Genomic DNA, 26,524 nt, shown 5'->3' on the forward strand with positions numbered 1-26,524 from the left:
CGGCGGACCACGACCAGGGCTCTACCTCGCCCGACCAGGGCTCTACCTCGCCGGACCAGGGCTCTACCTCGCCGGGTAGGGGTGTTCTCTCACCCCACGCACGGAGGGGCGCCGACCCGTGCGGGTCGGCGCCCCTCCGTGGGAAGCCTGTGCGGCCGTCGTGACGTTCAGCGTGTCACGTCAGCGCGGGCGAACCGTGCGCTCAGAGAGCGTTGACGGCCTTCGCGATGGCCGACTTGCGGTTCGCGGCCTGGTTCGCGTGGATGACGCCCTTCGAGACGGCCTTGTCGAGCTTGCGCGACGCAGCCTGGAGCGCGGTGCTCGCCGCGTCCTTGTCGCCCGCGGCGACGGCCTCGCGCACGCGGCGCACGTACGTCTTGAGCTCGGACTTGACCGCCTTGTTGCGCAGGCGAGCCTTCTCGTTCGTACGGATGCGCTTGATCTGGGACTTGATGTTTGCCACGTGTGGACTCTCTGGTTCTGTTCGCCGGAGCGAGCGGATAGGTCGTAGAGGGCGGCTCCAGCTCCGGGACTGGGGTGGGGAACCCGTGGAGAGGTGCTGGGGCTGTGCCCGCCGACCTGGGCGGACACGCGACCACCAAGACTACCAGCGGTCGGGGCCCGAACTCCAATCCGCCGGAGCTCCCGCCGGAGCCCCCACCGGACGACGCCGCGAGGTCGCCGCGTCGCGTCCCTGTCGGGTTCCCGGTCCGCGGGGTCAGCGGTGCTGCGCGATGCCCGCCACCACGCGGTCGAAGACGTCGCGCCCCACCACGGCGCCCTCGCGCCGCACCGCGCCCGGCTCGACGCGGATCACGCGGTCGAGCCGGACCTCGCTGTCGCGGCCCTGGGTGTCCCACGGGCCGGACCCGATGTCGAGCCAGTAGCGACCCCACCGGGCCTCGTCGCGCGCGTCGCGCGAGTGGTCCTTGCTCGTGAGCATGACGCCGAGCAGCCAGTCACCGTCCGACCCGACGAGCAGCACGGGCCGGTCCTTGCCCTGCGAGAAGTCCTCCTCGAAGGGCACCCAGGTCCAGACGATCTCCCCGGGGTCCGGGTCGCCGTCGAGCCGCGGCGCGTACTGCGCGCGGACGCGACCCTCGTAGTCGCCGGGGTACGCGCCGGTGCGGCTGCCGCCCGCTCCCGCGCGCCGGGGCGCTTGGCCGGCCAGGGGCCGTCGGGCGTGGGCCCGGGCGCGGGGACGGCGTCCGGCCCGACGGCGTCCGCTCCCTCCCGGGCGCGCGCGTCGCCGCGGTGCCCGTGCCGCCCTGCGAGCCCTGCGACGAGCGCGTGAGCCCGGAGACGACGGCGCGTGCCGCGTCGGTGAGTAGTCCCAGCCATCGGTTGCGTGCCACGCGCGCACCCTACCGGGCGTGCCTCGCCGCGGTCAGGGCGCTCAGGGCGGCTGGTGCGGTCAGGGTGTGAGGCGCCTGGCGAGCGCGGCGGCCAGCGCGTCGGCGTCGCCGTCCACCACGACGCCGGCCGCGGCAGGTGCGAGCCGTCCCCACAGCAGGAGCGCGAGCTCGCGCGCGGGTGCCGACGCCGTCGCTGCCGGCTCGCCGTCGCCGAGGACCCACGACCGTCCGGCGTCGATGGCCCGGAGCGCGACGGGCAGGGCCAGCGGCTCCGCACGGCCGAGGCGGACCTGGCGAGGCGCCATGACCGTGACGACCTCGTCCACGGCGTCCGCCCAGACGACGGGGTCGACGTCACGGACCGCGTAACCGCGGGCGGCGCGGAGGTCGTGCAGGTGCACGAGCGTCTCGTGCGTCTGCCGGCGGTGCCAGAAGAGCACCGTCGAGGCCGGGTCGTCCGGTGCGAGGAGCGTCCACGCCGGGGCGTCCGGGTCGAGCGCGGCGAGCGTCGTGCGCAGCTCCGCCGCGTGCTCGGCGTAGAACGGGGCGAGGTCGAACGGGCCGGGCCCGAGCGGCGTCTCCGGCCGTCGTCGGGCCTGCGCGGCCGCCCAGTGGTGGACGCTCCCGACGTGCTCGACGAGGTCGCGGACCCGCCACCCGGCGCACGCCGGGACCGGCGTCTCCGGGTCGGCGTCGCGGACCTCGGCGAGGAACGCGTCCTGGAGGCGGGACAGCAGCGCGAGGTGGTCGAGGGCGTCGTCCATGGCGGGAGTATGCCCGCGCGGGACCGCCGCGTCAGCCCCCGAGGACGGCGTCCACCTCGCGCAGGAAGTCGTCGAGGTCGCCGGGGTCGCGCGACGTGACGAGCGTGTAGCCGTCGTCGTCCCGCACGACGGGACGGTCGACCCAGGCCCCGCCCGCGTTGAGCACGTCGGTCTCGAGCGACGGGTAGCTCGTGAGGGTCTTGCCCTCGACGGCTGCCGCCTCGACGAGCGCCCAGGGGCCGTGGCAGATCGCCGCGACGGGCTTGCCCGCGGTCGTGAACGCGCGCACGAGGCTCACGGCGTCGTCCTGGAGGCGCAGGGCGTCGGCGTTGATCGTGCCGCCGGGCACGAGCAGCAGGTCGTACGCGGCGGGGTCGGCGTCGGCGTGCGTGAGCGTCGGGGTGACGGTGCGGCCGGGGTCCTTGTCGTCCACGAGGGTCTGCACGTCGTCGGCGGACACGGCGGCGACGTCGACCTCCACCCCCTCGCCGCGCAGGTGCTCGAGCGGGACCACGAGCTCGTCCTGCTCGACGCCGTAGTTCGTCACGATCGCCAGCACGCGACGGCCGCCGGGGCGGCCGGAGGTCCGGTGCGCGGTGTCCTGGGCCATGAGTGCTCCTCTCGTCGCCGGGCGGCCGGTGCCGCCGGGACCTCCACGCTAGGTCGGTGCACGGCGCCCCGCAGGGCGGGCGGGTGCGCGACGCCGGACGTGGGACAATGGACGTTCCCGCCCGCCCGAGAGCGACCGTCGGCGCGCCGCCCCCGAGCGCGCGGCCCGACCCGCACGCCACTCCCAGGAGCGCACCCGCGTTGTCCCCGATCCCCAGCGCCCAGCTGAGCACCCGCATCCAGCCCGCGGCCACGCCGCCCGAGCTGATCCGGAATTTCTGCATCATCGCGCACATCGACCACGGCAAGTCGACCCTGGCCGACCGCATGCTGCAGCTCACCGGTGTCGTCGAGCCGCGCGCCATGCGCGCCCAGTACCTCGACCGCATGGACATCGAGCGCGAGCGCGGCATCACGATCAAGTCGCAGGCCGTCCGCATGCCGTGGGCGGTCGTCGAGGACGGGGTCGAGACCCCGCACGCGCTGAACATGATCGACACCCCGGGCCACGTCGACTTCACGTACGAGGTCTCGCGCTCGCTCGCCGCGTGCGAGGGCGCGGTGCTGCTCGTCGACGCCGCGCAGGGCATCGAGGCGCAGACCCTCGCGAACCTGTACCTCGCGATGGAGAACGAGCTCGAGATCATCCCCGTGCTCAACAAGATCGACCTCCCGGCGGCGCAGCCCGAGAAGTACGCGGAGGAGCTCGCGAACCTCGTGGGCGGCGACCCGGACGACGTGCTCAAGGTCTCCGGCAAGACGGGCGCGGGCGTCGAGGCGCTGCTCGACCGCATCGTCGAGCGCGTGCCCGCCCCCGTCGGGAACGCGGACGCCCCCGCGCGCGCCATGATCTTCGACTCGGTCTACGACACCTACCGCGGCGTCGTGACCTACGTGCGCGTCGTCGACGGCAACCTCAACCCGCGCGAGCGCATCCTCATGATGTCGACGCGCGCGACGCACGAGCTGCTCGAGATCGGCGTCATCTCGCCCGAGCCCATCGTCACGAAGGGCCTCGGCGTCGGCGAGGTCGGCTACCTCATCACGGGCGTGAAGGACGTGCGCCAGTCGAAGGTCGGCGACACGGTGACGAACTCCGCGAAGCCCGCGGCGGAGGCGCTGGGCGGTTACTCCGACCCCAAGCCGATGGTCTTCTCGGGCCTGTACCCGATCGACGGCACCGACTACCCGGTGCTGCGCGACGCGCTGGACAAGCTCAAGCTCAACGACGCGGCGCTCAACTACGAGCCGGAGACCTCGGTCGCGCTCGGCTTCGGGTTCCGCGTCGGGTTCCTCGGCCTGCTGCACCTGGAGATCGTGCGCGAGCGGCTCGAGCGCGAGTTCGACCTCGACCTCATCTCGACCGCGCCGAACGTCGTCTACGACGTGACGCTCGAGGACGGCACGGTCATCAAGGTGACGAACCCGTCGGAGTTCCCCGGCGGCAAGATCAAGCAGGTCAGCGAGCCCGTCGTGCGGGCGACCATCCTCGCGCCGAGCGAGTTCGTGGGCACCGTCATGGGTCTGTGCAACGACCGCCGCGGCCAGATGCTCGGCATGGACTACCTGTCCGAGGACCGCGTCGAGCTGCGCTTCACGCTGCCGCTCGCCGAGATCGTGTTCGACTTCTTCGACCAGCTCAAGTCCCGCACGCGCGGCTACGCGTCGCTCGACTACGAGCCCTCGGGCGACCAGGTCGCGGATCTCGTCAAGGTCGACATCCTGCTCCAGGGCGAGCAGGTCGACGCGTTCAGCGCGATCGTGCACAAGGACAAGGCGTACGACTACGGCGTGATGATGACCGCCAAGCTCAAGGAGATCATCCCGCGCCAGCAGTTCGAGGTGCCGATCCAGGCGGCCGTGGGCGCGCGCGTCATCGCGCGCGAGACCGTGCGCGCGATGCGCAAGGACGTCCTCGCCAAGTGCTACGGCGGCGACATCAGCCGTAAGCGCAAGCTGCTCGAGAAGCAGAAGGAGGGCAAGAAGCGCATGAAGAACATCGGGTCCGTCGAGGTCCCGAAGGACGCCTTCATCGCCGCGCTCTCCTCCGACGCCGCGGGCGGCAAGGACGCCAAGGACAAGTCCAAGAAGTGAGCCCTGCCCTGCCCGACGGCGAGCCGGTCCCGCCCGACGGCTCGCTCCCCGCGTGGATCGCGGCGGGCGGGGACGGGTCCGTCGCGGGGGCGCCCGGCCCGACGGCGTCGCGCGGGTTCGGCGTCTACCTGCACGTCCCGTTCTGCTCGGTCCGGTGCGGGTACTGCGACTTCAACACCTACACGGCGTCCGAGCTCGGCGGGGGCGCGAGCCAGGCGTCGTACGCGAGCACGGCGCTGCGCGAGATCGACCTCGCGGCGCGCGTGCTGCGCGACGCCGCACTGCCCGAGCGCCCCGTCTCGACCGTCTTCGTCGGCGGGGGGACGCCCACGCTCCTGCCTGCCGGCGACCTCGTGCGCCTGCTCCGCGGCGTGCGCGACGCGTGGGGCCTCGCGCCCGACGCCGAGGTGACGACCGAGGCCAACCCCGACTCGGTGACGCCCGAGTCTCTCGCGGAGCTCGCGGCGGCCGGGTTCACGCGCGTCTCGTTCGGCATGCAGTCCGCCGTCCCGCACGTGCTCGCGACCCTCGAGCGCACGCACGACCCGCGCCGCATCCCCGACGTCGTGCGCTGGGCGCGCGACGCGGGCCTCCAGGTCTCGCTCGACCTCATCTACGGCACGCCGGGGGAGAGCCTCGACGACTGGCGGGCGAGCCTCGACGCCGCCCTCGCGACCGGCGTCGACCACGTGTCGGCCTACGCCCTCGTCGTCGAGGCGGGCACCAAGATGGCCGCCCAGGTGCGCCGCGGCGAGGTCGCGCTGCCGAGCGAGGACGACCAGGCGACGAAGTACGAGCTCGCCGACGAGCTGCTCACCGCCGCCGGGCTCACCTGGTACGAGGTGAGCAACTGGGCTCGCGCCGACGACGACCGCTGCCGCCACAACCTCGCGTACTGGCGGGGCGACGACTGGTGGGGGATCGGTCCCGGCGCGCACTCGTACGTCGCGGTCCCCGGGGCGCTGCGTGCCGACCCGTCAGTGACCGACGACACGGGCGCGTCGGTCCGGGACGCGAGGGTCGGCGTGCGATGGTGGAACGTGAAGCACCCGCGCCGGTACGCGGCGCTGCTCGAGGCGGGCACGAGCCCCGCCGCAGGACGTGAGCTCCTCACGCGGGACGAGGGCCGGCTCGAGCAGGCCATGCTCGGCGTGCGGCTGCACGAGGGTCTCGACCTCGCGGTCCTGTCCCCGGCCGGACGGCGCGCCGTCGCCGGGCTCGTCGCGAACGGGCTCCTCGACGGCCGCGCGGCGGTCGCGGGACGCGCGGTGCTCACCCTGCGAGGACGGTTGCTGGCGGACACGGTGGTACGGGAGATCACGGACGAGTGACGACGACTCACGAGGCATCTCGACCCGGGACGACCCCTGCGGGGGTCGGCCGCCCGACGCTCGAGACGCCTCGTGTCGTCGGGCACGTGCGCGCACCGTCATCGGGCCGCCGGCCGGGCCGCCCGACGGTGCGCTACCGCCGGATGCCCGGGCTCGACGGGCTGCGGGCGCTGGCCGTCGTGGTCGTCGTCGCGTTCCACCTCGCCCCCGCCACCTTCCCGGGCGGGTACGTCGGGGTCGACGTCTTCTTCGTGCTCTCGGGCTTCCTCATCACGACGCTGCTCGTGCGCGAGCATCGCGACCGGCACCACGTGGGGCTGCGCGCCTTCTGGGCGCGCCGGGCGCGCCGCCTGCTCCCCGCGCTCGGGCTGGTCGTGGCGGTGTGCACGGCCGTCGCGGCGGTCGTCGGCGGCGACGTCCTCGTCGGCATCGGCCCCCAGCTCCTCGGCGCCGCGACGTTCACGAGCAACTGGGTCGACGTCGCGAGCGGCGCCACGTACTCGGGAGCCCTGCTCCCGCACCTCTTCGGCAACCTGTGGTCGCTCGCGGTCGAGGAGCAGTTCTACCTCCTGTGGCCGCTCGCCGTCGTGCTCCTGAGCGTCGTGCGGCCCCTGCGCCGTCGGGCGCCGTGGATCGTGGCCGGTCTGGGGCTGGCGTCCGCGGCCCTCATGGCGCTGCTCTACGCGCCCGGCGCCGACCCGACGCGCGTCTACGTCGGCACCGACACCCACCTCTTCGCGCTCATGGCCGGGGCGGCGCTCGCGTTCTGGCACGTGCGCCCCGTCCAGCGGCCCGACGGCGACGCCCGGTCCGGCGCCGACGCCCACGTCCTCCTGCCGGGCGGTCCGCGCGTGCGCACGCCGCGCGGCCGGCTCGCCGTCCTCGCCGCCGGGGTGGCGGGCGCGGTCGTGCTCGGGGTCGCGGTCGCGACGATGCGCTGGGACGACGCCCTCGCCTACCGCGGCGGGCTGCTCGTGTGCGCCGTCGCCGCGACCGCGGTGCTCAACGCCGTCGTGTGCCTGCCCGGCCTCGGCACGCAGCTCGACCGCGGCCCGCTCGGCTGGGTCGGACGGCGGTCGTACGGGCTCTACCTGTGGCACTGGCCCGTGCTCGTGCTCGCCGCGTCCTCGCTCGGGACCGTGGTCGGGCCCGTGCCGCCGGGCACGGTGCACCCGGTGGTCGTCGTCGTGACGCTCACCGTGACGGTGATCGCGGCGGCGCTCTCCTTCCGGTACGTCGAGCGCCCCGTCCTGCGGCGCGGGCTGCGCGGCGCGGCGCGCGACCTCGCGCGCCGGCTCCAGCCGACGTCCGACGAGGCCGGGCCGCGCGTCCTCTCCCGCCGGGGCTGGGCGCTCGCGGCGTCGTGCGCGCTCGTCGTCGGCCTCTCCGCCGCCGGCGTCGTCACAGCTCCTGCCACGACGAGCGTGGAGCAGCAGATCGCGGCGGGGGAGCAGGCAGCGCAGGCGACGCAGGCCGCGTCGGACGCCCCGGCGGAGGCCGCTCCGGAGGCGGACGCCCCGGAGGGGGAAGCACCGGCAGACGGAGCCGGGCCCGACCCGGCCGCCTCGCCCGCACCGGACCCCGAGCCCGGGGCCGACGAGGTGCCGGCGGGGCCGGTCGCCGCGCCGACGGGCGACCAGGTCACCGTCGTCGGCGACTCGGTGACGCTCGCGAGCGCGCCCGCGCTCCTGTCCGCGCTCCCGGGCGCCTACGTCGACGGCGCGGTCTCGCGCCAGGTCAAGGACGGACCGGCGGCGCTCGCCGCCGCGCGCGGCGCGGGCGCGCTGCGGCCCTACGTCGTCGTCTCCCTCGGGACGAACAGCACCGCGAGCGCCGCGGCGATGGACGAGCTGCTCGCGGCGATCGGACCCGACCACCGCGTCGTGCTCGTCACCGGGTACGCCGACCGGCCGTGGGTCCCCGGCACCAACGCTGAGATCGTCGCCGCCGCGGGCCGGCACCCCGGCGTGGTCGTCGCGGACTGGTCGGCCGCGGCGGCCGCGGACCCCTCCGTGCTCGGCCCGGACGGCGTGCACCCCACGGACGCCGGCGCGACGGCGTACACGGCGGTCGTCGTCGACGGCCTGACCCGCGCGGCGGCGCTGGGCTCCGCGACGAGCTGACCCTGCGTCACGTCGTGCGGTCTCGCCCGTGGGGGCGCCGGGTGACATCTGCCCGCGGCCGTTCCGCCCGGCGTTTCCCCTAGCGTCGTCGGCGGAATCCCGAGAGGCTGTACGGCGACAGCGAAATGTGCGACTGACACACGACGTCCACATCCGGTGCGTGGCGGCGGTTTCGCCGCGGCCCGTCGACCGTCCGAGGAGACCCATGAGCGAGAGCACCGCGGGCGGCCCGCCGCGCGACGAGAACGAGCCGCAGCTCCCGTCGGACGCCCCGGCGCCCGAGAACCCGTACGTGGCGGCCGAGCCGCCGGTCCCGCCCCAGGAGTCTGGCGCTCCCGAGCCCGCCGCGCCGCAGCCGCCGCCGGCATCCGCACCGCCCGCGTCGCCGCCCCCGGCCGGGCCGCCGGCACAGCCGCACGGTGCCCCGCCGGCGGGTGCGTACCCGCCCCCGGCCGGGCCGCCGCCTGGTCAGCCGTACGGCGCTCCGCCGGCCGGTGCGTACCCGCCGCCTGCGGGGCCGCCGCCCGCGCAGCCGTACGGCCAGCAGCCGCCGGGGCAGCCGCCGTACGGCGGGCAGCCCGGCTACCCGCCGCCGGCCGCGCCGTACGGGCAGCCGGGCTACCCGGGGCAGACGGTCCAGGTCCAGGACGCCTTCTCCTACGGCTGGAACAAGTTCACGCAGAACGTCGGCGTCATCCTCGGCGGCGTCCTCACGTACGTCGCCGTACTCGCCGGCCTGTCGGTCGCGTTCTGGGCGATCCTCGTCGGGACGGCGCAGACGACCGTCGACCCGGTCACCGGCGAGGTCAGCACGGCGGGCGGGTTCGCGTTCGGGTTCGGCACGTTCCTGTTCGTCGCGATCTTCGTCGTGCTGGGCTTCCTCGTGCAGGCCGCGGTGGTCAACGTGTCGCTCCTGGTCACCCGGGGCAAGAAGCTCGAGTACGCGGACTTCTTCCGGTACCCGAACCTCGGCACCGTGATCCTCGCCGCCCTCCTCATCGGGCTCGCGACGGGCGTGCTGGCCATCACGATCGTGGGTCCGATCGTGTTCGTGTTCTTCGCCCAGTTCACGCTGTTCTACGTCATCGACAAGAAGCTCGGCGTCTTCGACGCGTTCAAGGCGAGCTTCACGGTCGTGAGCAGGAACCTCGGCACGGTCGTGCTGCTGTTCCTCGGCGTGTACCTCGCCCAGCTCGTCGGGACGCTCCTGTGCTACGTCGGCCTGCTCGTCGCTCTGCCGGTCGCCCAGATCGCGACGGCGTACGTGTACCGACGCCTGAACGCCGAGCAGCCCGTCTGAGGAGGATGGGCGTCGCGGTGCTCGCCGCGCGCCCAGGCCTCTGAGCAGCCAGGATAGGACCGAGCACGTCGAGGACGCGTGCTGCCCGCAGCACGTGACGACGAGGAACGAGGTGCACCATGACGGACCCCACGAACCCGGGCGGTCAGCCGCCCCGCGACGACGAGCCGACGCCGACGGACGGTTCCGGCACCCCGCAGCAGCCCGCAGAGCCCCCCGCGGGTCCGGCCCCCGACCAGCCCGCAGGCCCACCACCCACGACCCCCGACGCTCCGCCGGCCTCGCCGTACGGACCGGGCGACGCGACGCCGCAGGACCCGGCGGCCCCGCCGTCGGGTCCGCCGGCCTGGGGTGGGCCGCAGGACCCGGCCGCACCGCCGTCGGGCCCGCCCGCGTACGGCGCACCCGGAGCGTACGGCGCACCCGCGGGCGCGCCGGGCGACCCCACGGCCCCCGGACCGACCGCCCCGCCGCCGGGCGCCTACCCGCCGCCGTCCGGCGCCTACCCGCCCCCGCCGGGTTCCTACCCCCAGGCGGCGGGCGGCTACGGCGCCCAGCCCGGGTACACGGGACCCGCGTTCGCGGTGGGTGAGGCGATCTCCTACGGCTGGCGCAAGGTCACCTCGAACCTCGGGCCGTGGATCCTCGTCGCGCTCATCTTCATCGCCGTCAACGTGGCCTGGAGCTGGATCTCGGGCGGGTTCGACCAGTTCCAGGACCAGTACGACTTCACGGACACGAACTTCGCCGCCGTCAGCGGCATCACCTTCACGAGCATCCTGCTCGGGATCGTCGGCACCGTCATCGGCTACCTCATCACCGCGTTCTTCACGCGCGGCGCGCTCGACGAGGTGGACGGGCGCCGCCCGGACGTCGCGGCGTTCTTCCGCATCGGCAACGTCGTCAACGTGCTGCTCGCGGCGCTGATCGTCGGCATCCTGACGGGCATCGGCTTCGTGCTGTGCATCCTGCCGGGCTTCGCGGTGCTGCTCTTCTCGGCGTTCGTCTACTACGTCGCGCTCGACCAGGGCGTCGACGCGATCACGGCGATCCGGACGAGCTTCTCGCTCGTGGCCAAGAACTTCGGCCAGGTGTTCCTGCTGCTGCTCGCGCTCTTCGGCATCAACATCCTCGGCGCGATCCCCTGCGGCCTCGGCCTGTTCGTCACGATCCCGCTGAGCTACGTGGCCGTGGGCTTCGCCTACCGCCGCCTCACGGGGGGCGTGCCGGCCGCCTGACGGCCGGTCGTCGTCGCCCGTCCACCGCGCCCCGGTGCCGCTCGTCGGTGCCGGGGCGCGGCGCGTCCGGACCCCGGGGCGAGGTCAGGGCGCGGTGACGAAGTCGATGAGCTCCTCGACGCGCCCGAGCAGGGACGGCTCGAGGTCCGCGTACGTGCGGACGGTGCCGAGGATGCGCTGCCACGCGCGGCCGACGTCCTCGGCGGTGTCCGCGGGCCAGCCGAGCTCGCGCAGGATGCCGCGCTTCCACTCCGTGCCCCGCTCGATCACGGGCCAGCGCTCCAGGCCGACGCGCGCAGGCTTCACGGCCTGCCACACGTCGACGTACGGGTGCCCGAGCACGAGCACGGTGCCCGCAGGGGAGCGGCGCAGGGCCTCGTCGGCGATCCGCCGCTCCTTGCTCCCGGGGACGAGGTGGTCCACGAGCACGCCCACCCGGCGCTGCGGCGTCGGTCCGAAGTCCGCGAGCGCCGCCGCGAGGTCGTCGACGCCGTGCAGGGGCTCGACGACGACGCCCTCGACGCGCAGGTCGTCGCCCCACACCTTCTCGACGAGCTCGGCGTCGTGCTTGCCCTCGACCCAGATGCGGCTGCCGCGGGCCACGCGCGCCCGCTGCCCGACGACGGCCCGCGAGCCGGACGCGGTGCGTGCCGGAGCCGCGGGGGCGCGGGACGTGACGGGCGCGGTGAGCTCGACCGGCTCGCCGTCGACCCAGAAGCCGGGCCCGAGCGGGAACGTCCGCGTGCGGCCGGCGCGGTCCTCGAGCACGACGACGTGCATGCCGCCCGACTTCTCGACGCGGACGACGGCGCCGACCCACCCCGTCTGCACCTCCTCGACCACGAGCCCGCGCTCGGCGGGCTGCGGTCGGGACACCGGTCGCGCGCGGTGGTGGGCGGGGGCGGGCGCGCCGCCGAGGACGTCGGAGCCATAACGGTCGAAGGACACGCCGTCACCCTAGGTCAGCGCCGGACGCACCCCGCCGAGATCGGCCCGTGCGTCGCGACATCGACCTGCCGAGGGCCGATCTCGGACGCTCGGGCCGATCTCGGCACGCGGCGCCCGCCGCGCGCGGAACCGGGGGCGGGTGGTACGACGGAGCGGTGAGCCCGCAGCGCGCCGAACCGGACCCGAACCGCTGGCGCGTGCTGCCCGTCTGCCTCGCGGTGGGCTTCGTCACGACGCTCGACGTCTCGATCGTCAACGTCGCCCTGCCGTCGATCGAGTCGTCTCTCGACGCGGGCCCCACGGAGCTCCAGCTCGTCGTCGCGGGCTACACGCTCGCGTTCGGGCTCGCCCTGGTTCCCGCCGGCCGCCTCGGTGACGCGGGCGCCCGGCGCTCGCTGTTCATCGCCGGGCTGGTGGGCTTCGCGCTCATGAGCCTCGCGTGCGGGCTCGCGCCGACCGACACGTGGCTGGGCGTCGCGCGCCTGCTCCAGGGCGTGAGCGCGGGCATCCTCAACCCGCAGGTCGTCGGGCTCATCCAGCAGCAGTTCTCCGGGTTCGAGCGCGGCCGGGCGTTCGGCATGTTCGGCGCGACGATCGGTGTCTCGACGGCGCTCGGCCCGCTGCTCGGCGGGCTCATCATCGCGGCGGCCGGCTCCGCGGACGGCTGGCGCTGGGTGTTCCTCGTGAACCTCCCGGTCGTGGCCGTCCTGCTGCCGTTCGCGTGGCGGCTCGTGCCCGGGCCACCGCCCGCCGACGCGCGGACCAGAGGGGGCCCGCGTCGCCTCGACCTCGTCGGGCTGGCGCTCCTGGGCGCCGCGACGCTCGGCGTCATGATGCCGTTCGTCACGACCACGGGACAGGGCGACGACGCGTCGCGCTGGTGGTGGCTGGCCGCCGCGGCGGCGGCGGGACTCGCGGCCGTCGTCTGGGAGCGCCGGTACCAGCGCCGCACGGGGGAGGCGGTGCTCGACCCGCAGGTGGTCGGGCTCGGGTCGTTCCGCAACGGGGCGCTGCTCGGACTCGCCTACTTCGCGGGCTTCACGGGGATCTTCCTCGTCGTCACGCTCTACCTCCAGGACGAGCTCGGGTACACGCCGCTCCAGGCGGGGCTCGTCGGGACGCCCTTCGCGGTGGCATCGGGGGTCTCCGCCTGGTTCTCGGGACGGTGGGTCGCGCGGTGGGGCCGCCAGCTCGTCGTGGGCGGCGTGCTGCTCGTCCTCGTCGGGGTGGTCGCGGCCGACGCCGTGGTGCGGCTGCTCGGGGACGACCCCGGCGCCGTCGGGCCGGCGCTCGCGGGCGCGCTGCTGGTCGCCGGGGCGGGCAGCGGCACGGTCATCGCGCCGAACCAGACCCTCACCCTGTCCGAGGTCCCCGTGAGCCGTGCGGGAGTCGCGGGGAGCATGCTCCAGCTCGGCCAGCGCATCGGGTCCGCGGTCGGGATCTCGGTCGTGCTGTCCGTGTACTACGGCGGGCTGGCGAGCGGCGACACGGCGGCGCACGCGACGGGGCGCGCGCTGCTCGTGACGATCGTGCTCGTCGCGCTCGCGCTCGTCGTCGGGCTCGTGGACCTGCGTTCGCGACGAGCGGAGGACCGCGGGACGGGCCGCGCGGACGCGTAGGATTGGCACTCGGAGGTCGAGAGTGCCGACGCCCGCGCGCCCGCCCGGGGCGGCGACGGCGCGGCACACGGAGGTGGACGTGAGCGAGGAGCGCCGGCTCGAGGTGCTGCGGGCGATCGTCGAGGACTACGTCCTCACGCGCGAGCCCGTGGGGTCGCGCGTGCTCACCGAGCGGCACAGCCTCGGCGTCTCGCCCGCGACGATCCGCAACGACATGGCCGCCCTCGAGGACGCCGGGTTCATCGCGCAGCCGCACACCTCCGCGGGCCGCATCCCGACGGACAAGGGCTACCGCCTCTTCGTCGACCGGCTGTCGGGCGTGAAGCCGCTGTCGGCACCGGAGAAGCGCGCGATCGAGACCTTCCTCTCCGAGGGGGTCGACCTCGACGACGTCATCGCCCGCGCCGGGCGCCTGCTCGCGCAGCTCACGGGCCAGGTCGCGGTCGTGCAGTACCCGTCCCTGAGCCGGTCCGGGCTGCGCCACCTCGAGCTCGTGCCCGTCGGGGAGTCGCGCCTGCTCGTCGTCATCATCACGGACACGGGCCGCGTCGAGCAGCGCACGCTCGAGGTCGCGAGCGTGCCCGACGAGGGCACGCTCGTGGAGGTCCGCGCGCGGCTCAACGCCGCCGCGGCCGGCAAGCGCCTCACCGACCTCGCGCCGGGGCTCGCCGCCGTGACGGAGAGCTTCCACCCCGACGACGCCCCGCTCGTGCGCGCCGTGGGCGACCTCGTCGCCCAGACGCTCGCGGAGGAGAGCGAGGAGCGCCTCGTGCTCGCCGGCACGGCGAACCTCGCCCGCGCGGGCATGCGGTTCGAGCACGCGCTGCGCCCGGTCCTCGAGGCGCTCGAGGAGCAGGTGGTCCTGCTCGGCCTGCTCACCGAGATGGCCGCGGAGTCCGGCGTGAGCGTCCGGATCGGGCACGAGACCCAGCTCGAGGGCCTCGTCGAGACCTCCGTCGTGACGACCGGTTACGGTAACGACGGTGACACGGTCGCCCTCGTCGGCTCGATCGGGCCGACGCGCATGGACTATCCCGGGACCATCGCGGCGGTGCGCGCCGTCGCGCGCTACCTGTCACGGGTGCTCGGCACGTGAGCCCCGCCGCGGCCTCCCCGCACGCGGCGGGCACCCTCGACGACCGGCCCCGTGCCGGTCTCACGACTCCCACCAGCCCCTTCACGACCGGCCCCGTGCCGGCCTCACGACCCGCACCAGCAGAGAGTGACGTGTGAGCGACTACTACGAGATCCTGGGCGTGGCGCGCGACGCCAGCCAGGACCAGATCAAGAAGGCGTACCGCAAGCTCGCGCGCGAGCTGCACCCGGACGTCGCGGGCGAGGAGGCGGGCGACCGCTTCAAGGACGTCGCGCGCGCGTACGAGGTGCTCTCCAACCCCGAGAAGCGCCAGCAGTACGACCTCGGCGTCGACCCGAGCGCGCCCGGCGGCGGCAGCGGCCCCATGGGCGGCGGGTTCGGCTTCCAGGACATCTTCGAGACGTTCTTCGGCGGCGGGCAGGCGCAGCAGGGCCCCATCCCGCGCGCCCGGCGCGGCCAGGACGCGCTCGTGCGGCTCGACATCGACCTGTCCGAGGCGACGTTCGGCGCGCAGCGAGAGCTCCAGGTGGACACCGCGGTCGTGTGCGGGACGTGCGGCGGCTCGTGCTGCCGCCCGGGCACCTCGCCGCGCACGTGCGAGGTCTGCCACGGCCGCGGCACGGTCCAGCGCGTCGCGCGCTCGTTCCTCGGCCAGGTCATGACGAGCGCCCCGTGCGCCGCGTGCCAGGGCTTCGGCACCGTCATCCCCGAGCCGTGCGCCGAGTGCTCCGGCGAGGGCCGCGTGCGCAGCCGCCGCAGCATCACCGTCAACGTCCCCGCGGGCGTCGACACCGGCACGCGCATCAAGCTCACCGCGCAGGGCGAGGTCGGCCCGGCCGGCGGCCCCGCGGGCGACCTCTACGTCGAGATCCGCGAGCGCAACCACGACACGTTCGTGCGCCGCGGCGACGACCTGCACTGCACGCTCCAGGTGCCCATGACCGCGGCCGCGCTCGGCACGGTCCTCGAGCTCGAGACGCTCGACGGCGCGCAGGAGATCGACCTGCGCCCGGGCACGCAGCCGGGCCAGATCGTCACGCTCAAGAACCTGGGCGTCGGGCACCTGCACGGCAGCGGCCGTGGCGACCTCAACGTGCACATCGAGGTCCAGGTGCCGCGCGAGCTCGACGAGGAGCAGGAGCAGCTCCTGCGCACGCTCGCGACGCTGCGCGGCGAGGAGCGGCCCGAGCCGCGCCTGTCCGCCGCGCACCCGGGCGTGTTCTCGCGTCTGCGCGACAAGCTCTCCGGGCGCTGAGGGGCGGGCGCGTGAGTGCTCCGGTGTTCCTCGCCGAGACCGGGCTCGACGCCGTCGCGCCCGGCGACCGCTACGTCCTCGACGGGGCGGAGGGTCGCCACGCGGGCGTCGTCCAGCGCCGCGGGACGGGCGAGCGGGTCGACGTCGTGGACGGGGACGGGCTGCGCCTGCGCTGCGTCGTCGAGCACGCCGACGCGGGCCGCGTGACCCTGCTCGTGCAGGAGGCCGACCGCGAGCCCGCGCCCGCCGTCGTCGTGACGCTGGTGCAGGCCCTGGCCAAGGGCGACCGCGACGAGATGGCGATCGAGGCGGCCACCGAGATCGGGGTCGACGTCGTGGTCCCGTGGCAGGCGGAGCGCTCCGTCGTCGTGTGGCGGGGCGAGCGCGCCGCGAAGTCCCGCGCCCGCTGGCTCGCGACCGTCCGCACCGCGACGAAGCAGGCGCGGCGCGCGCGCCTGCCGCACGTGGAGGTGGCCCTCGACTCGCGCGGCCTCGCCGCCCGGGCGGCCGACGTCGTCGCGCGCGGCGGGTGCGCGATCGTGCTGCACGAGGAGGCGGCGACGCCGCTCGCCGACGTCGCGCTGCCCGACGGCGCGACCGCGGACGGCGGCCCCGCGCCCGAGGTGCTGGTCGTCGTCGGCCCGGAGGGCGGGATCTCCGACCGCGAGGTCGCCGACCTCACCGCGGCCGGCGCGGTCGCGGCCCGGCTCGGGCCGCACGTGCTGCGCACGTCGACCGCGGGACCCGTCGCCGTCGCGCTCCTCGCCGAGCGCCTCGGCCGCTGGGGCGTGGGGGCCGGGCCTGGACTAGCCTCGGGGTCATGACGAGCACCGACGCACGCACGGACCCGGACTGCCTCTTCTGCCGCATCGTCGCGGGCGAGCTCCCCGCCGACGTCGTGGCGACGAGCGAGCGCTCGATCGCCTTCCGGGACATCGACCCGCAGGCCCCCGTGCACGTGCTCGTCGTGCCGCGCGACCACCACGGCGACATCGCCCAGCTCGCGGCCGCCGACCCGGAGCTGCTGAGCGACGTCGTCGCGCTCGCCGACGAGGTCGCGGGCGACCAGGCCGACGGCCAGTTCCGCCTCATCTTCAACTCCGGCCCGCGCGCCGGGCAGAGCGTGTTCCACGTGCACGGGCACGTCATCGCGGGCGCCGAGCTCGGGTGGACGCCCGCCTGAGCCCTGCGCGAAAGGACGTGTGGAGCCCGGGCGCGCTCGGTACGATGGAGGCGATCTGCGGGGCCCTGGCGGCCCCGGCCCTACCGTCCGACCGAAGGAGCGCAGCGGCGCAAGCCGGCTCATGACCTCTCCGTCCCGAGAACCCGACCCCCAGCAGCACCGGGTCGAGCACCGCATCGTCATCCCGAACCACGTGCCGATGGTGGCGCTCCTCGGCAGCCGCGACTCCGTGCTCCGGGCCGTCGAGGAGGGGTTCGGCTCGGTCGACGTCCACGTGCGCGGCAACGAGATCGCGGTCTCCGGCCCTCCGGGGGACGTCGCGCTCGCCTCGCGCCTGCTCGACGAGCTCGTCGAGGTCGTCGAGGCCGGCACGCAGCTCACCGCCGACGTCGTGTCGCGCTCCATCGCGATGCTCACGGCCGCGACGGTGTCGCGCCCGGCCGAGGTGCTGACGCTCAACATCCTGTCGAGCCGCGGGCGCACGATCCGGCCCAAGACCGTCGGGCAGAAGCGCTACGTCGAGGCGATCGACGCGAGCACCATCACGTTCGGCATCGGACCCGCGGGCACCGGCAAGACGTACCTCGCGATGGCCAAGGCCGTCCAGGCGCTCCAGTCCAAGCAGGTCAACCGGATCATCCTCACGCGCCCGGCGGTCGAGGCGGGGGAGCGGCTCGGGTTCCTGCCCGGCTCGCTCACGGAGAAGATCGACCCGTACCTGCGCCCGCTGTACGACGCGCTGCACGACATGATCGACCCCGACTCGATCCCCAAGCTCATCGAGGCGGGCACGATCGAGGTCGCGCCGCTGGCGTTCATGCGCGGACGCAGCCTCAACGACTCGTTCATCATCCTCGACGAGGCGCAGAACACGACGACCGAGCAGATGAAGATGTTCCTCACGCGCCTCGGGTTCGGGTCGCGCATGGTCATCACGGGCGACGCGACGCAGGTCGACTTGCCGGGCGGCACCCAGTCCGGGCTGCGCGTGATCGAGGACGTCCTCACGGGCGTGGACGACGTCGAGTTCTGCCGCCTCACGTCGTCCGACGTCGTGCGCCACCGACTGGTGAGCGAGATCATCGACGCGTACGCGCGGTGGGACCTCGCGTCCGGGACCGGCGCCGGGGCGCGACAGGGGACGGGCGGCGGACCGCGCCGCCGCGACGACGAGCGCCGCGGACGCCCCGCGGCCAGGGACCGACGGACGAGGGACGACGCGTGAGCATCGAGGTCAACAACGAGACCGAGGCCGAGGTCGACGAGGCCGAGTTCGCGGCGCTCGCGCGCTACGTGCTCGACGCGATGCGCGTGCACCCGCAGAGCGAGCTGTCGATCCTCTTCGTCGACACCGACGTCATGACCGAGCTGCACGTGCGCTGGATGGACGAGCCCGGCCCGACGGACGTGCTCTCCTTCCCCATGGACGAGCTGCGGCCGGGCCGCGACGGCGAGACGTCCGGCCCCGGCCAGCTCGGCGACGTCGTGCTGTGCCCCGAGGTCGCCGCGCAGCAGGCGGTCACCGCGGGTCACTCGACCGCGGAGGAGATGCTGCTGCTCACGACGCACGGCATCCTGCACCTGCTCGGCTACGACCACGCCGAGCCGGAGGAGGAGAAGGAGATGTTCGCGCTCCAGCGCAAGCTGCTCCTGACCTTCCTCGCCGGCCGGTGAGCGGCGAACCCGTCGCGCTCCTGGCGGTCCTGACCGTCCTCACGGTCGTGCTCGCCGCGGCGCTGAGCGCCGGGGAGGCGGCGGTGCTGCGCGTGACGCGCGCGGCGGTGAGCGAGGCCGCGCTCGGCGACGACCTGGCGACGCCGCCGCGTCCCTCGGGGCGTCGCGCGCTCGTCCTGCTCGCGGACCCGGCCGCGACCGCCCGCTCCGTCGGCTTCGTGCGCGTCGTCGCGGAGGTCGCCGCGATCACGTGCCTCACGCTGCTCGTCGCCGCGTGGCTCGAGCCGTGGTGGCAGGTCCTGCTCGTCGCGCTCGCGGTGAGCGTCGTCGTCGGGCTCCTCGTCGTGCGCGTCAGCCCCCGGTCGCTGGGCCGCCGGCACGCCGTCCGTACCCTGCTCGCGCTCTCGGGCCTCCTCACGGGGATCGTCGCCGCGACCCGCTGGCTCACCCGCCTCGCGCCCGCGCCCGACTCGGGGGCGCACGAGCGCGAGCTCCAGGACATGGTGGACCGCGTGAACGAGTCCGAGGTCATCGAGGACGAGGAGCGCGAGCTCATCCGCTCGGTGTTCGAGCTGGGCAGCACGCTCACGCGCGAGGTCATGGTCCCCCGCACGGACATGGTCACGACCTCGCGGGACACGCCGCTGCGCAAGACGCTGTCGCTGTTCCTGCGCTCCGGGTTCTCCCGCATCCCCGTGACGGGGACGTCCGCGGACGACCTCGTCGGCGTCGCCTACTTCAAGGACGTCGTGCGCGTCCTCCAGGGTGGTCCGGGCACGGACGCGCGACCCGTGGGTGACGTCGCACGCGCCGCGATCTTCGTGCCCGAGTCCAAGCCCGTGGACGACCTGCTGCGCGAGATGCAGGCGTCGTCGTCGCACATCGCGATGGTCGTCGACGAGTACGGCGGCATCGCCGGGCTCGTGACCATCGAGGACGCGCTCGAGGAGATCGTCGGCGAGCTGACGGACGAGCACGACCGGCCCGAGCCCGAGGTCGAGGACCTCGGCGAGGGCGTGCTGCGCGTCCCCGCCCGGCTCGGCGTGGACGAGCTCGGCGAGCTCTTCGGGCTCGACCTGGACGACGACGACGTGGACACCGTCGGCGGCCTGCTCGCCAAGACCCTCGGCAAGGTTCCGCTGCCCGGCTCCGTGGCCGACGTCCACGGCCTGCGGATCGAGGCCGACCGGGTCGAGGGCCGGCGCAAGCAGCTCGCGACCGTCCTCGTCTCCCACACCGCTCCACCGTCCGCCGTGCCGCCCGCGGCGCCCCACGAGCCGGAGACCCCGGCCGACACCCGACCCTCCCTCCCGACCGTGAAGGACACCCCGTGAGCACGACCACCCCCGAGCACCGCTCCGGATTCGCCTGCCTGGTCGGGCGGCCCAACGCCGGCAAGTCGACCCTGACCAACGCCCTCGTGGGCCAGAAGGTCGCCATCACGTCCGGACGGCCGCAGACGACGCGCCACACGATCCGCGGGATCGTGCACCGGCCCGACGCGCAGCTCGTGCTCGTCGACACGCCGGGCCTGCACCGGCCCCGCACGCTGCTCGGCGAGCGTCTCAACGACCTCGTGCGCGAGACGCTGACCGAGGTCGACGTCATCGCGTTCTGCCTGCCCGCCGACCAGAAGATCGGCCCGGGCGACCGCTTCATCGCGAACGAGCTCGCCGAGCTCATGCGCGGGCGCCGCGGCACGCCCGTGGTCGCCGTCGTGACGAAGGCCGACCTCGTGGACCGCGGCACGCTCGCCGCGCACCTGCTCGCCGTGGACCGGCTGGGGGAGGTCGCGGGCGGCTGGGCGGACATCGTGCCGGTCTCGGCGCAGGACGGCTACCAGGTGGACGTCCTCACCGACGTCCTGGTCTCGCACCTCCCCGAGGGGCCGGAGCTCTACCCGGGCGGCGAGCTCACCGACGAGCCCGAGGCCGTGATGGTCGCGGAGCTCGTGCGCGAGGCCGCGCTCGAGGGCGTGCGCGACGAGCTGCCGCACTCGCTCGCCGTCCAGGTCGAGGAGATCGTGCCCCGCGAGGGCAGCGGCGACGAGGCCAGCGGGCGCCCGCCCCTGCTCGACGTGCGGGTCAACCTCTTCGTCGAGCGCGACTCGCAGAAGGCGATCGTCATCGGCCGGGGCGGTTCGCGGCTGCGCGAGGTCGGCACGCGCGCCCGCCACGGCATCGAGGCGCTCCTCGGGACCCGCGTCTACCTCGACCTGCACGTCAAGGTCGCCAAGGACTGGCAGCGCGACCCCAAGCAGCTCCACCGTCTCGGGTTCTGACGCGTCCGACGACCCGGCGGGGGAGAGCCCCCGTCCGGTCGTCGGGGCGGCACCAGGGACCCGCGTCCGGGGCGCGACGTACGATTCCCCGGTGATCTTCCGGACCGCCGCGACCACCGCCGCCCTCGCGATCGTCCTCGCGATCGTCGGTGCGGTCACGGGACCGCAGTGGGACCCGGTGCCCGTGACCGAGCACCTGGAGCCCGCGACGCCCGACACCGCGATCGGCGGCCAGCCCCCCGGCGGCGCCGCCCCGGTCGGCACGTTCGAGGTGCGCGAGACGGACGTGACGATCCGGCTCGACGGCGCGACGGTCGGCGGCATCCTGCGCGAGCCCGTCGACGCGGGGGACGACCTCCCGGGCGTGGTGTTCGTGCACGGCGCGGGCACGGGCCTGGCGACGGAGGCCTTCGTCGACGTCGCGGCCGACCTCGCGAGCGCCGGCGTCGTCACGCTCGTCCCGGACAAGCGCCTCGACACGTACACGACGCGCCACCGCGACTACGAGGCCATGGCTCGCGACTACGAGCGCTCCGTGGACCTGCTCCGGGCGAGGCCGGGGGTCGACCCGGACCAGGTCGGCCTGTACGGGGAGTCGGAGGGCACGTGGATCGTGCCCGTCATGGCGGTCGAGGACCCGACGATCGCGTTCTCCGTGCTCGTGTCCGCCCCGGTCGTGCCGCCGCGCCAGCAGGCCGCGTTCGCGGTCGACAGCTACCTGCGCAACACCGACGTCCCGCACGGCGTGTTCCGCGCGATCCCGCGCGCGGTCGGCATGGCGATCCCGGGAGGTGGGTTCGAGTACGCCGACTTCGACGTCGAGCCGTTCCTCGAGCGGCTCACCCAGCCGGTCCTCGTCGTCTACGGCACCGCGGACCCGTCGATGCCGGTCGAGCAGGGCGCGCAGCAGATCCTCGACGCGACCGGACCGTCGTCGGAGTCCGGCGGCGCCGACGTCACCGTCCGGTTCTACGAGGACGCGAACCACGGGATCAAGATCGACGACGTGCTCGTCCCCGACTTCCCACGCGACCTCGGGGCCTGGATCACGTCCCTCCCGGACAGCGCGACCGCGCAGCCGCAGGTGGCCGGTGCCGAGCCGAACCAGCAGTACCTCGCGGGGCCCGTCCCGACCCCCCGGTGGCTGGGCAACGGCGACCTCCTCGTCGGGCTCGTGCTCGGTGCCGTGGGCCTGCTCGTGCTCGGTCCGGTCGTCGGGCTCCTCGGCGGGCTCGTGCGGCGCCTGCGTCGCGTCGCCGGGCGCCCGAGCGCGCCTGCCGGGCTCGCGCCCGGCTTCCGCGTCCCGCTCGCCGGCCTCGGGGCGGGGGCGGTCGGGACGACGGCGGCCCTCGTCGTCTATCTCGTCGCCGTGGCGCGGCTCGCGCTCGACTACGAGAAGGACGCCTGGGTCGTGCAGGGCGGCTGGGTGGGGGTCCGGCTCGTCGGCCTCGCGACGCTCGTCGCGGCGGCGCTGCTCATCAACCGGTCGGCCGAGGTGCGGGCCACCCGCCGCGCCGCGGCGGACCTGGCCGACGCGTCGGGCACGGACGTCGTCGACGAGGGCCGGGCGGGGGTCCTGCGGGTCGCGCGGGGCGTGACGACGCGCGTCATGCTGTGGTGCGTCGTGGTGGGCTCCGCCCTCCTGCTCGTGATCCTCGCGTACTGGGGCGTGTACCAGCTCGGCATCTGACCGCTCGCCCGGGCGCGGGCGCCCCCGCGTGCGTATCGTGGACAGGTGAGGCGCCGTCGGCTCGCGCAGGACCGGGCGGCTCGTGCCGGGCACGTCACCCACGAGCCGACGACGGACGGTGCCAGCGCACCGGCGAGCTTCGTCAGCTTCGAGCTCCTCCCGCCCGAGCTGCGCACCGACGACCGCTTCGACGCCGTGTTCGACGGCGAGCCCGAGGCGGCGCGCGACCGCGGCACGCCCGCGGCGACCGCCCCGGGGGCTCGGGACGACCGACGTCGCTCCCCGCACCCGCAGGGCTCAGGGAACGTGCCGCGACCCTCGACCGCCGCGGCGCGGTCCGCCCCGGTCGGGCGCGAGCGCAGGCCGTCCCGGGAGAACGGCGACGCGGACGCGCCGCGGCGTGCCTGGTACGCGCACCCAGTGCCGTGGGTCGCCGTCGCGGTCGCCGCCGCGTTCGCGGGCTCGGTCGCCTTCACGGCGTCGATGGAGGACGCGCGGCCCGTCGACGTCACCGCGCTCGCGGGTGGGCTGCGCCCGCTCGAGGAGCCGCCCGAGGCGCGGTGGACCGTCCCGGTCGCGCCGGGCTCCGAGATCGTCCCGGCGGTGGGCGCCGTCGTCACGGTCGACGGAGGGCTCACGGCCTACTCGGTCGACGATGGCTCGGTGCTCTGGCGGTCCGAACGCCTGGGCGACCGGGCCACGTGCCTGCCGGCGCAGGGCGAGCCCGCCCGCGAGGTGGTCGTGTGCGCCGTGCCGTCGGGGTGGCGTGAGCAGGTCGCCCGGCTGGTCACGGTCCGGTCCGGGTCGGGCGAGGTCGTCGGGGACCGGACGGTGGAGACCGCCGGCCGGCTGTCGGTCGTGCCGGTCGGCGCCACCGACGTCGTGCGCGCCTGGTGGCGGGGTGGCGACGTCGCCGTCGTGCGCGAGGACGCGGCGACCGGAGAGGTCCGCTGGGACCGCTCGCTCGAGCACGACGGGCTCGGGCGTGGGGGCGACGTCGTGCTCGACGTCCGCCGCGGGGTGGTGGACGTCCTGGCGCCGGGCGTCGCCGCGGCGCTCACCGAGGACGGCCGCTCGCTCGTCGAGGACGACGTGTGGACCATCGTGCGGCTCCAGGACGGGCGCTACGTGGGGAACGAGTACGGGCGCGGCACGGCGACCGTCTTCACGGCCGCGGGCGAGCCGGCCTTCCGGATCAAGGGTCGCGTTCTCGAGTCGCCGCTCTCCGACGGCTCCGCCCCGGGGGTGATCGTCACGAACACGTTCGGGAGCATCGTGGGGGTCGACGCGGCGACCGGCTCGGAGCTCTGGTCCCTCCCGGGGACGGGCCTGCGGGCGGTGGCGCGCGTCGACGGGCGGGTGGTCGTGCAGACGGACTCGTCGTACCGCAGCGTCGACGCGCGGACCGGCGAGGAGGCCTGGGCCGTGGACCTCGACGACAGCGGGCCCTGGCCGGTGCTCACGGACGGACGATCTCTCTTCGTGACCGAGCGCGGCCGGGAGGGGCAGGGGCTCGTCTCGCTCGCGCTCGACGACGGGGCCGTCGAGTGGCGGTGGACGCTGCCCGAGGACACCTACCACGTGGTCGCGGTCGAGGGCCGGCTCTTCCTGCTCGGCGTCGACCGGCTGACGGCCGTGTCCTGAGCCGTGTCCTCGGATCGGGGCCCGCGCCGCGTGGGCGCTTGAAGACGCACGTGATGAACCGGTAGAAACGGTCGGGGCCCGTCGGGCCGGCGTGCGTGCGTACGGCACGGCGCGACAGCGTAGGGAGTGCACGATGACCAACCAGACAGAGCCGGCCGAGGACCCGCAGCCCCGTGCTGCGGGCACCGGGCCGACCACGGCGCCCGACGGCGTCGCGGTGGGTGACGGGGACTCCTCGGCCGAGCGCGCGCCGGTCGGGACGCCCGCGGAGCCGGGCGCCGGAGACGGCGGACCTGGCGGCGAGGAGAGGGCCGAGACGCCCGCCGAGCCGGTCGCCGCGTCGGGAGCCGCCTCGCCGTTTGCCGGGATCCCCGTGAGCGACTACGTGCGCGACGGCGTCGCCGCGCTCCTGCTCCTCGTGTCGCTCGCGCTGCCGTGGGACGCCGCGAGCCGCGCGTCCGACAAGATCGAGGTCGTCCTCCTGACGATCCTCTCCCTGCTCACGCTCGCGCTGCCGTACCTGGCACGCACCGGGGTGCTGCCCGCGACCTGGACCGTGCACACCACGCGAAAGGTCCGCCTGCTCGCCAACGCCCCGTACGTCCTGCTCGTCGGCGTGTACCTCGTCGTCGACGTCGTCGGGGGCGGTGACTTCCGTGACGGGTGGGGCGGCGTGGGCTCCGCGGCCGCGCTCGGGCTCGCAGGCGCGCTCCTCGCGGCGCAGCCGCGCGAGAGCGAGCTCGGACCGCAGGACCAGGACCGCGCCGTCACGAACCGGTGGCTCCAGGCGCTCCTCGTCGGGGCCGCCGTCCTGGCGGTGGCCGTCCTGCTCACGGTCGTCCTCACGATCACGGGGCCGCTTCTCGGCGGCGCCCTCTCCGTCCTGCTCGTGCTCGTCTCCGCGCTGTTCGTCCTCGCGCTCGCCGGGCTGCCGACGTACGGCACGTGGCGCCGGTCGGAGGCGGCGCGCCTCACGCTCGTCGGGCTGGGTGTCATCCTCGCGGTGGCGTTCGTGCTCGGCTCGGGCAACAACGGGCTCTTCACGATCGAGAGCACCCACCGCGGCCGTTTCGGGCTCGTGCTCGTCCCGGCGCTCGCCGCGATCGCCGCCGCGCCCGCCGTGCACCGGGCGATGGCCGCCGCCGACCCCGTGAAGACCTGGGTGCGCGTCGCCGTGAACGCCCTCGACCTCGCGCTCGTCGTCGCCGGGTACCTCGCCGTGACGGCCGTGCTCACGCTGGCCGAGGGCGCCCGCGGGGTGCCGGTCGTGCTCGCCGTCGTGGTGGGGGTGCTCGCGGCGGCCGTCGCGTTCGTCGCGCGCCGCTCGCTCGCCCGCGACGCGACGTCCGGCCGCCCGCTCGCCCTCGGCGGGGCCGGCGTGGTCGCCCTGCTGGGCATCGTCCTGCTCGTCGTGACGTCCAACCGGGTCGTGTTCGGCGCCGGCGTCGAGCACGTGCTCCTCGCGTTCGGGCTCCCGCTGCTCGTCGTCGGCGCCCTGACCGTCCCGCGCGAGGCGCGCGCGTACTTCGCCGAGCACCGCCCGGTGCCCGCCGCTGCCGCCGGGCAGGCGGCGCAGGCGTACGTCTGGCAGCCGCCCGCGCCCAAGCCGGTCCGCCCGGCGCCCGCCGCTGCGTCCGGACCTACGGTGGCGCAGCCGCCGGGCGGCTCCTACCCGGCGACCCCGCACGGCGCCGGGGCGTACCCGGGCGCCACGCAGACCGGGCCGGTCGCCGCGCAGCAGCCCGGCCGGGACCGCTGGGCCCCCGCAGGCGGCGACGCGACCGAGGTCCTCCCGGTCCAGCAGGTCGAGCCCGAGCGCAGCGGGTACGCCGCGCGCCCTGGCCTGGACCCCGACCAGGGCCCCTCGACCGCCGTCATGCCGGCGTACCAGGAGGGCCAGCCGGGCACCGGTCCGCAGCCGACCGCGCAGCCCGGCGCCGCGTCGCCCGCGCAGGGCTACCCGGGCTACGGCCAGCAGGGCTACCCCCAGCAGGGCTACCAGCAGCAGGGGCAGCCGCAGCAGGGCTACGGCGCCGGGTACGGGCAGCAGCCCGCGGCGCAGCCGCAGCAGTCGTACTCGCCGCCTGCCCAGGCGCCGGGCTTCACGGCCGCCCAGGCGCTCGACCCGAGCACGCCGCTCGAGGTCCTCGCGCAGATCGTCCAGGACGCGCCGCACCTGCGGCCCCAGGTGGCGGCGAACCCGTCCACCTACCCGGCGCTGCTGGAGTGGCTCGGCAACCTCGGCGACCCCGCCGTCGACGCCGCGCTGCGCTCGCGCCGCTGACCACCCGACGACGCCCGGCCGACCTCCCCGCGGAGG

At 75.1% G+C, this 26,524-nt stretch carries 22 protein-coding genes; 17 read left to right on the top strand and 5 right to left on the bottom strand.

Features of this window, described 5'->3' with window-relative positions; all coding sequences use genetic code 11:
• Positions 1-202: 202 nt before the first annotated feature.
• From rpsT to FB00_RS11090, 4 genes are all read right to left on the bottom strand, one after another.
• Positions 203-463: a 30S ribosomal protein S20 gene (rpsT, locus tag FB00_RS11075; protein WP_047232984.1), complete on the bottom strand. Its 261-nt coding sequence runs from the start codon at positions 461-463 to the stop codon at positions 203-205.
• 255 nt (positions 464-718) lie between these two features.
• The gene (locus tag FB00_RS21675) at positions 719-1,027 is read right to left on the bottom strand and encodes a type II toxin-antitoxin system PemK/MazF family toxin (RefSeq protein WP_419865526.1); all 309 of its coding nucleotides are present in this window, start codon (positions 1,025-1,027) and stop codon (positions 719-721) included.
• A 387-nt stretch (positions 1,028-1,414) separates the two neighbouring features.
• Complete coding sequence (locus tag FB00_RS11085; RefSeq protein ID WP_047232985.1) at positions 1,415-2,119, bottom strand: maleylpyruvate isomerase family mycothiol-dependent enzyme; 705 nt, start codon at positions 2,117-2,119, stop codon at positions 1,415-1,417.
• A gap of 31 nt (positions 2,120-2,150) precedes the next feature.
• Entirely contained in the window at positions 2,151-2,729 is a 579-nt protein-coding gene (locus FB00_RS11090) for a DJ-1/PfpI/YhbO family deglycase/protease (RefSeq protein WP_047232986.1), read from the bottom strand.
• A gap of 200 nt (positions 2,730-2,929) precedes the next feature.
• Between FB00_RS11090 and lepA the strand changes: the two genes are divergently transcribed.
• The 5 genes from lepA to FB00_RS11115 all read left to right on the top strand — a co-directional run bounded on the left by lepA (position 2,930) and on the right by FB00_RS11115 (position 10,814).
• Entirely contained in the window at positions 2,930-4,822 is a 1,893-nt protein-coding gene (lepA, locus tag FB00_RS11095; RefSeq protein ID WP_047232987.1) for a translation elongation factor 4, read from the top strand.
• Positions 4,819-6,153 (top strand): radical SAM family heme chaperone HemW, encoded by a 1,335-nt coding sequence (hemW, locus tag FB00_RS11100; protein ID WP_047232988.1) that lies wholly within the window; start codon positions 4,819-4,821, stop codon positions 6,151-6,153. The genes lepA and hemW overlap by 4 nt, the downstream gene beginning before the upstream one ends.
• A gap of 86 nt (positions 6,154-6,239) precedes the next feature.
• Positions 6,240-8,276, top strand: a complete 2,037-nt coding sequence (locus tag FB00_RS11105; protein ID WP_156186379.1) for an acyltransferase family protein — start codon at positions 6,240-6,242, stop codon at positions 8,274-8,276.
• A 205-nt stretch (positions 8,277-8,481) separates the two neighbouring features.
• Positions 8,482-9,576: a hypothetical protein gene (locus tag FB00_RS11110; protein ID WP_052877601.1), complete on the top strand. Its 1,095-nt coding sequence runs from the start codon at positions 8,482-8,484 to the stop codon at positions 9,574-9,576.
• A 119-nt stretch (positions 9,577-9,695) separates the two neighbouring features.
• Entirely contained in the window at positions 9,696-10,814 is a 1,119-nt protein-coding gene (locus FB00_RS11115) for a hypothetical protein (RefSeq protein ID WP_052877602.1), read from the top strand.
• Between the two features lie 84 nt (positions 10,815-10,898).
• On the opposite strand, the gene FB00_RS11120 is transcribed toward FB00_RS11115, so the two are convergent.
• Positions 10,899-11,762 (bottom strand): DUF3097 domain-containing protein, encoded by an 864-nt coding sequence (locus FB00_RS11120; RefSeq protein ID WP_047232989.1) that lies wholly within the window; start codon positions 11,760-11,762, stop codon positions 10,899-10,901.
• A gap of 155 nt (positions 11,763-11,917) precedes the next feature.
• Here FB00_RS11120 and FB00_RS11125 point away from each other — a divergent pair, with 155 nt between their 5' ends.
• The 12 genes from FB00_RS11125 to FB00_RS22340 all read left to right on the top strand — a co-directional run bounded on the left by FB00_RS11125 (position 11,918) and on the right by FB00_RS22340 (position 26,488).
• Positions 11,918-13,381: an MFS transporter gene (locus tag FB00_RS11125; protein ID WP_047232990.1), complete on the top strand. Its 1,464-nt coding sequence runs from the start codon at positions 11,918-11,920 to the stop codon at positions 13,379-13,381.
• Between the two features lie 79 nt (positions 13,382-13,460).
• Complete coding sequence (gene hrcA / locus FB00_RS11130) at positions 13,461-14,477, top strand: heat-inducible transcriptional repressor HrcA (protein ID WP_047233038.1); 1,017 nt, start codon at positions 13,461-13,463, stop codon at positions 14,475-14,477.
• A 133-nt stretch (positions 14,478-14,610) separates the two neighbouring features.
• A complete protein-coding gene (dnaJ, locus tag FB00_RS11135; RefSeq protein ID WP_047232991.1) occupies positions 14,611-15,732 on the top strand; it encodes a molecular chaperone DnaJ in 1,122 nt (373 codons plus the stop codon).
• Positions 15,733-15,743: 11 nt separating this feature from the next.
• Positions 15,744-16,556 carry a 16S rRNA (uracil(1498)-N(3))-methyltransferase gene (locus tag FB00_RS11140; protein WP_047232992.1) on the top strand — a complete coding sequence of 271 codons (813 nt, stop codon included), beginning with the start codon at positions 15,744-15,746 and terminating at the stop codon, positions 16,554-16,556.
• On the top strand, positions 16,553-16,915 hold the full coding sequence (locus tag FB00_RS11145; protein ID WP_047232993.1) for an HIT domain-containing protein: 363 nt from the start codon (positions 16,553-16,555) through the stop codon (positions 16,913-16,915). The genes FB00_RS11140 and FB00_RS11145 overlap by 4 nt, the downstream gene beginning before the upstream one ends.
• A 121-nt stretch (positions 16,916-17,036) precedes the next feature.
• Positions 17,037-18,140: a PhoH family protein gene (locus FB00_RS11150; RefSeq protein ID WP_082141232.1), complete on the top strand. Its 1,104-nt coding sequence runs from the start codon at positions 17,037-17,039 to the stop codon at positions 18,138-18,140.
• Positions 18,137-18,589 carry an rRNA maturation RNase YbeY gene (gene ybeY, locus FB00_RS11155; protein ID WP_047232994.1) on the top strand — a complete coding sequence of 151 codons (453 nt, stop codon included), beginning with the start codon at positions 18,137-18,139 and terminating at the stop codon, positions 18,587-18,589. The genes FB00_RS11150 and ybeY overlap by 4 nt, the downstream gene beginning before the upstream one ends.
• Positions 18,586-19,923 carry a hemolysin family protein gene (locus tag FB00_RS11160; protein ID WP_047232995.1) on the top strand — a complete coding sequence of 446 codons (1,338 nt, stop codon included), beginning with the start codon at positions 18,586-18,588 and terminating at the stop codon, positions 19,921-19,923. Before ybeY ends, FB00_RS11160 begins: the two co-directional genes overlap by 4 nt.
• Positions 19,920-20,870: a GTPase Era gene (era, locus tag FB00_RS11165; protein ID WP_047232996.1), complete on the top strand. Its 951-nt coding sequence runs from the start codon at positions 19,920-19,922 to the stop codon at positions 20,868-20,870. The genes FB00_RS11160 and era overlap by 4 nt, the downstream gene beginning before the upstream one ends.
• Before the next feature lie 91 nt (positions 20,871-20,961).
• On the top strand, positions 20,962-22,560 hold the full coding sequence (locus FB00_RS11170; RefSeq protein WP_047232997.1) for an acyl-CoA thioester hydrolase/BAAT C-terminal domain-containing protein: 1,599 nt from the start codon (positions 20,962-20,964) through the stop codon (positions 22,558-22,560).
• Between the two features lie 45 nt (positions 22,561-22,605).
• Positions 22,606-24,204 carry a PQQ-binding-like beta-propeller repeat protein gene (locus FB00_RS11175; RefSeq protein WP_047232998.1) on the top strand — a complete coding sequence of 533 codons (1,599 nt, stop codon included), beginning with the start codon at positions 22,606-22,608 and terminating at the stop codon, positions 24,202-24,204.
• A 133-nt stretch (positions 24,205-24,337) separates the two neighbouring features.
• A complete protein-coding gene (locus tag FB00_RS22340; RefSeq protein WP_052877603.1) occupies positions 24,338-26,488 on the top strand; it encodes a hypothetical protein in 2,151 nt (716 codons plus the stop codon).
• Positions 26,489-26,524: the final 36 nt, after the last annotated feature.

The organism is Cellulosimicrobium funkei (assembly GCF_001019615.1).
Classification (GTDB): Bacteria; Actinomycetota; Actinomycetes; order Actinomycetales; family Cellulomonadaceae; genus Cellulosimicrobium; species Cellulosimicrobium cellulans_E.

What these genes read in the sequence shown, in the direction of transcription:
- FB00_RS11090 (WP_047232986.1), bottom strand. Translation starts at nt 2,729, where the DNA reads ATGGCCCAGGACACCGCGCACCGGACCTCCGGCCGCCCCGGCGGCCGT.
- FB00_RS11150 (WP_082141232.1), top strand. Translation starts at nt 17,037, where the DNA reads ATGACCTCTCCGTCCCGAGAACCCGACCCCCAGCAGCACCGGGTCGAG.
- FB00_RS11110 (WP_052877601.1), top strand. Translation starts at nt 8,482, where the DNA reads ATGAGCGAGAGCACCGCGGGCGGCCCGCCGCGCGACGAGAACGAGCCG.
- FB00_RS22340 (WP_052877603.1), top strand. Translation starts at nt 24,338, where the DNA reads ATGACCAACCAGACAGAGCCGGCCGAGGACCCGCAGCCCCGTGCTGCG.
- FB00_RS11145 (WP_047232993.1), top strand. Translation starts at nt 16,553, where the DNA reads ATGACGAGCACCGACGCACGCACGGACCCGGACTGCCTCTTCTGCCGC.
- FB00_RS11085 (WP_047232985.1), bottom strand. Translation starts at nt 2,119, where the DNA reads ATGGACGACGCCCTCGACCACCTCGCGCTGCTGTCCCGCCTCCAGGAC.
- FB00_RS11115 (WP_052877602.1), top strand. Translation starts at nt 9,696, where the DNA reads ATGACGGACCCCACGAACCCGGGCGGTCAGCCGCCCCGCGACGACGAG.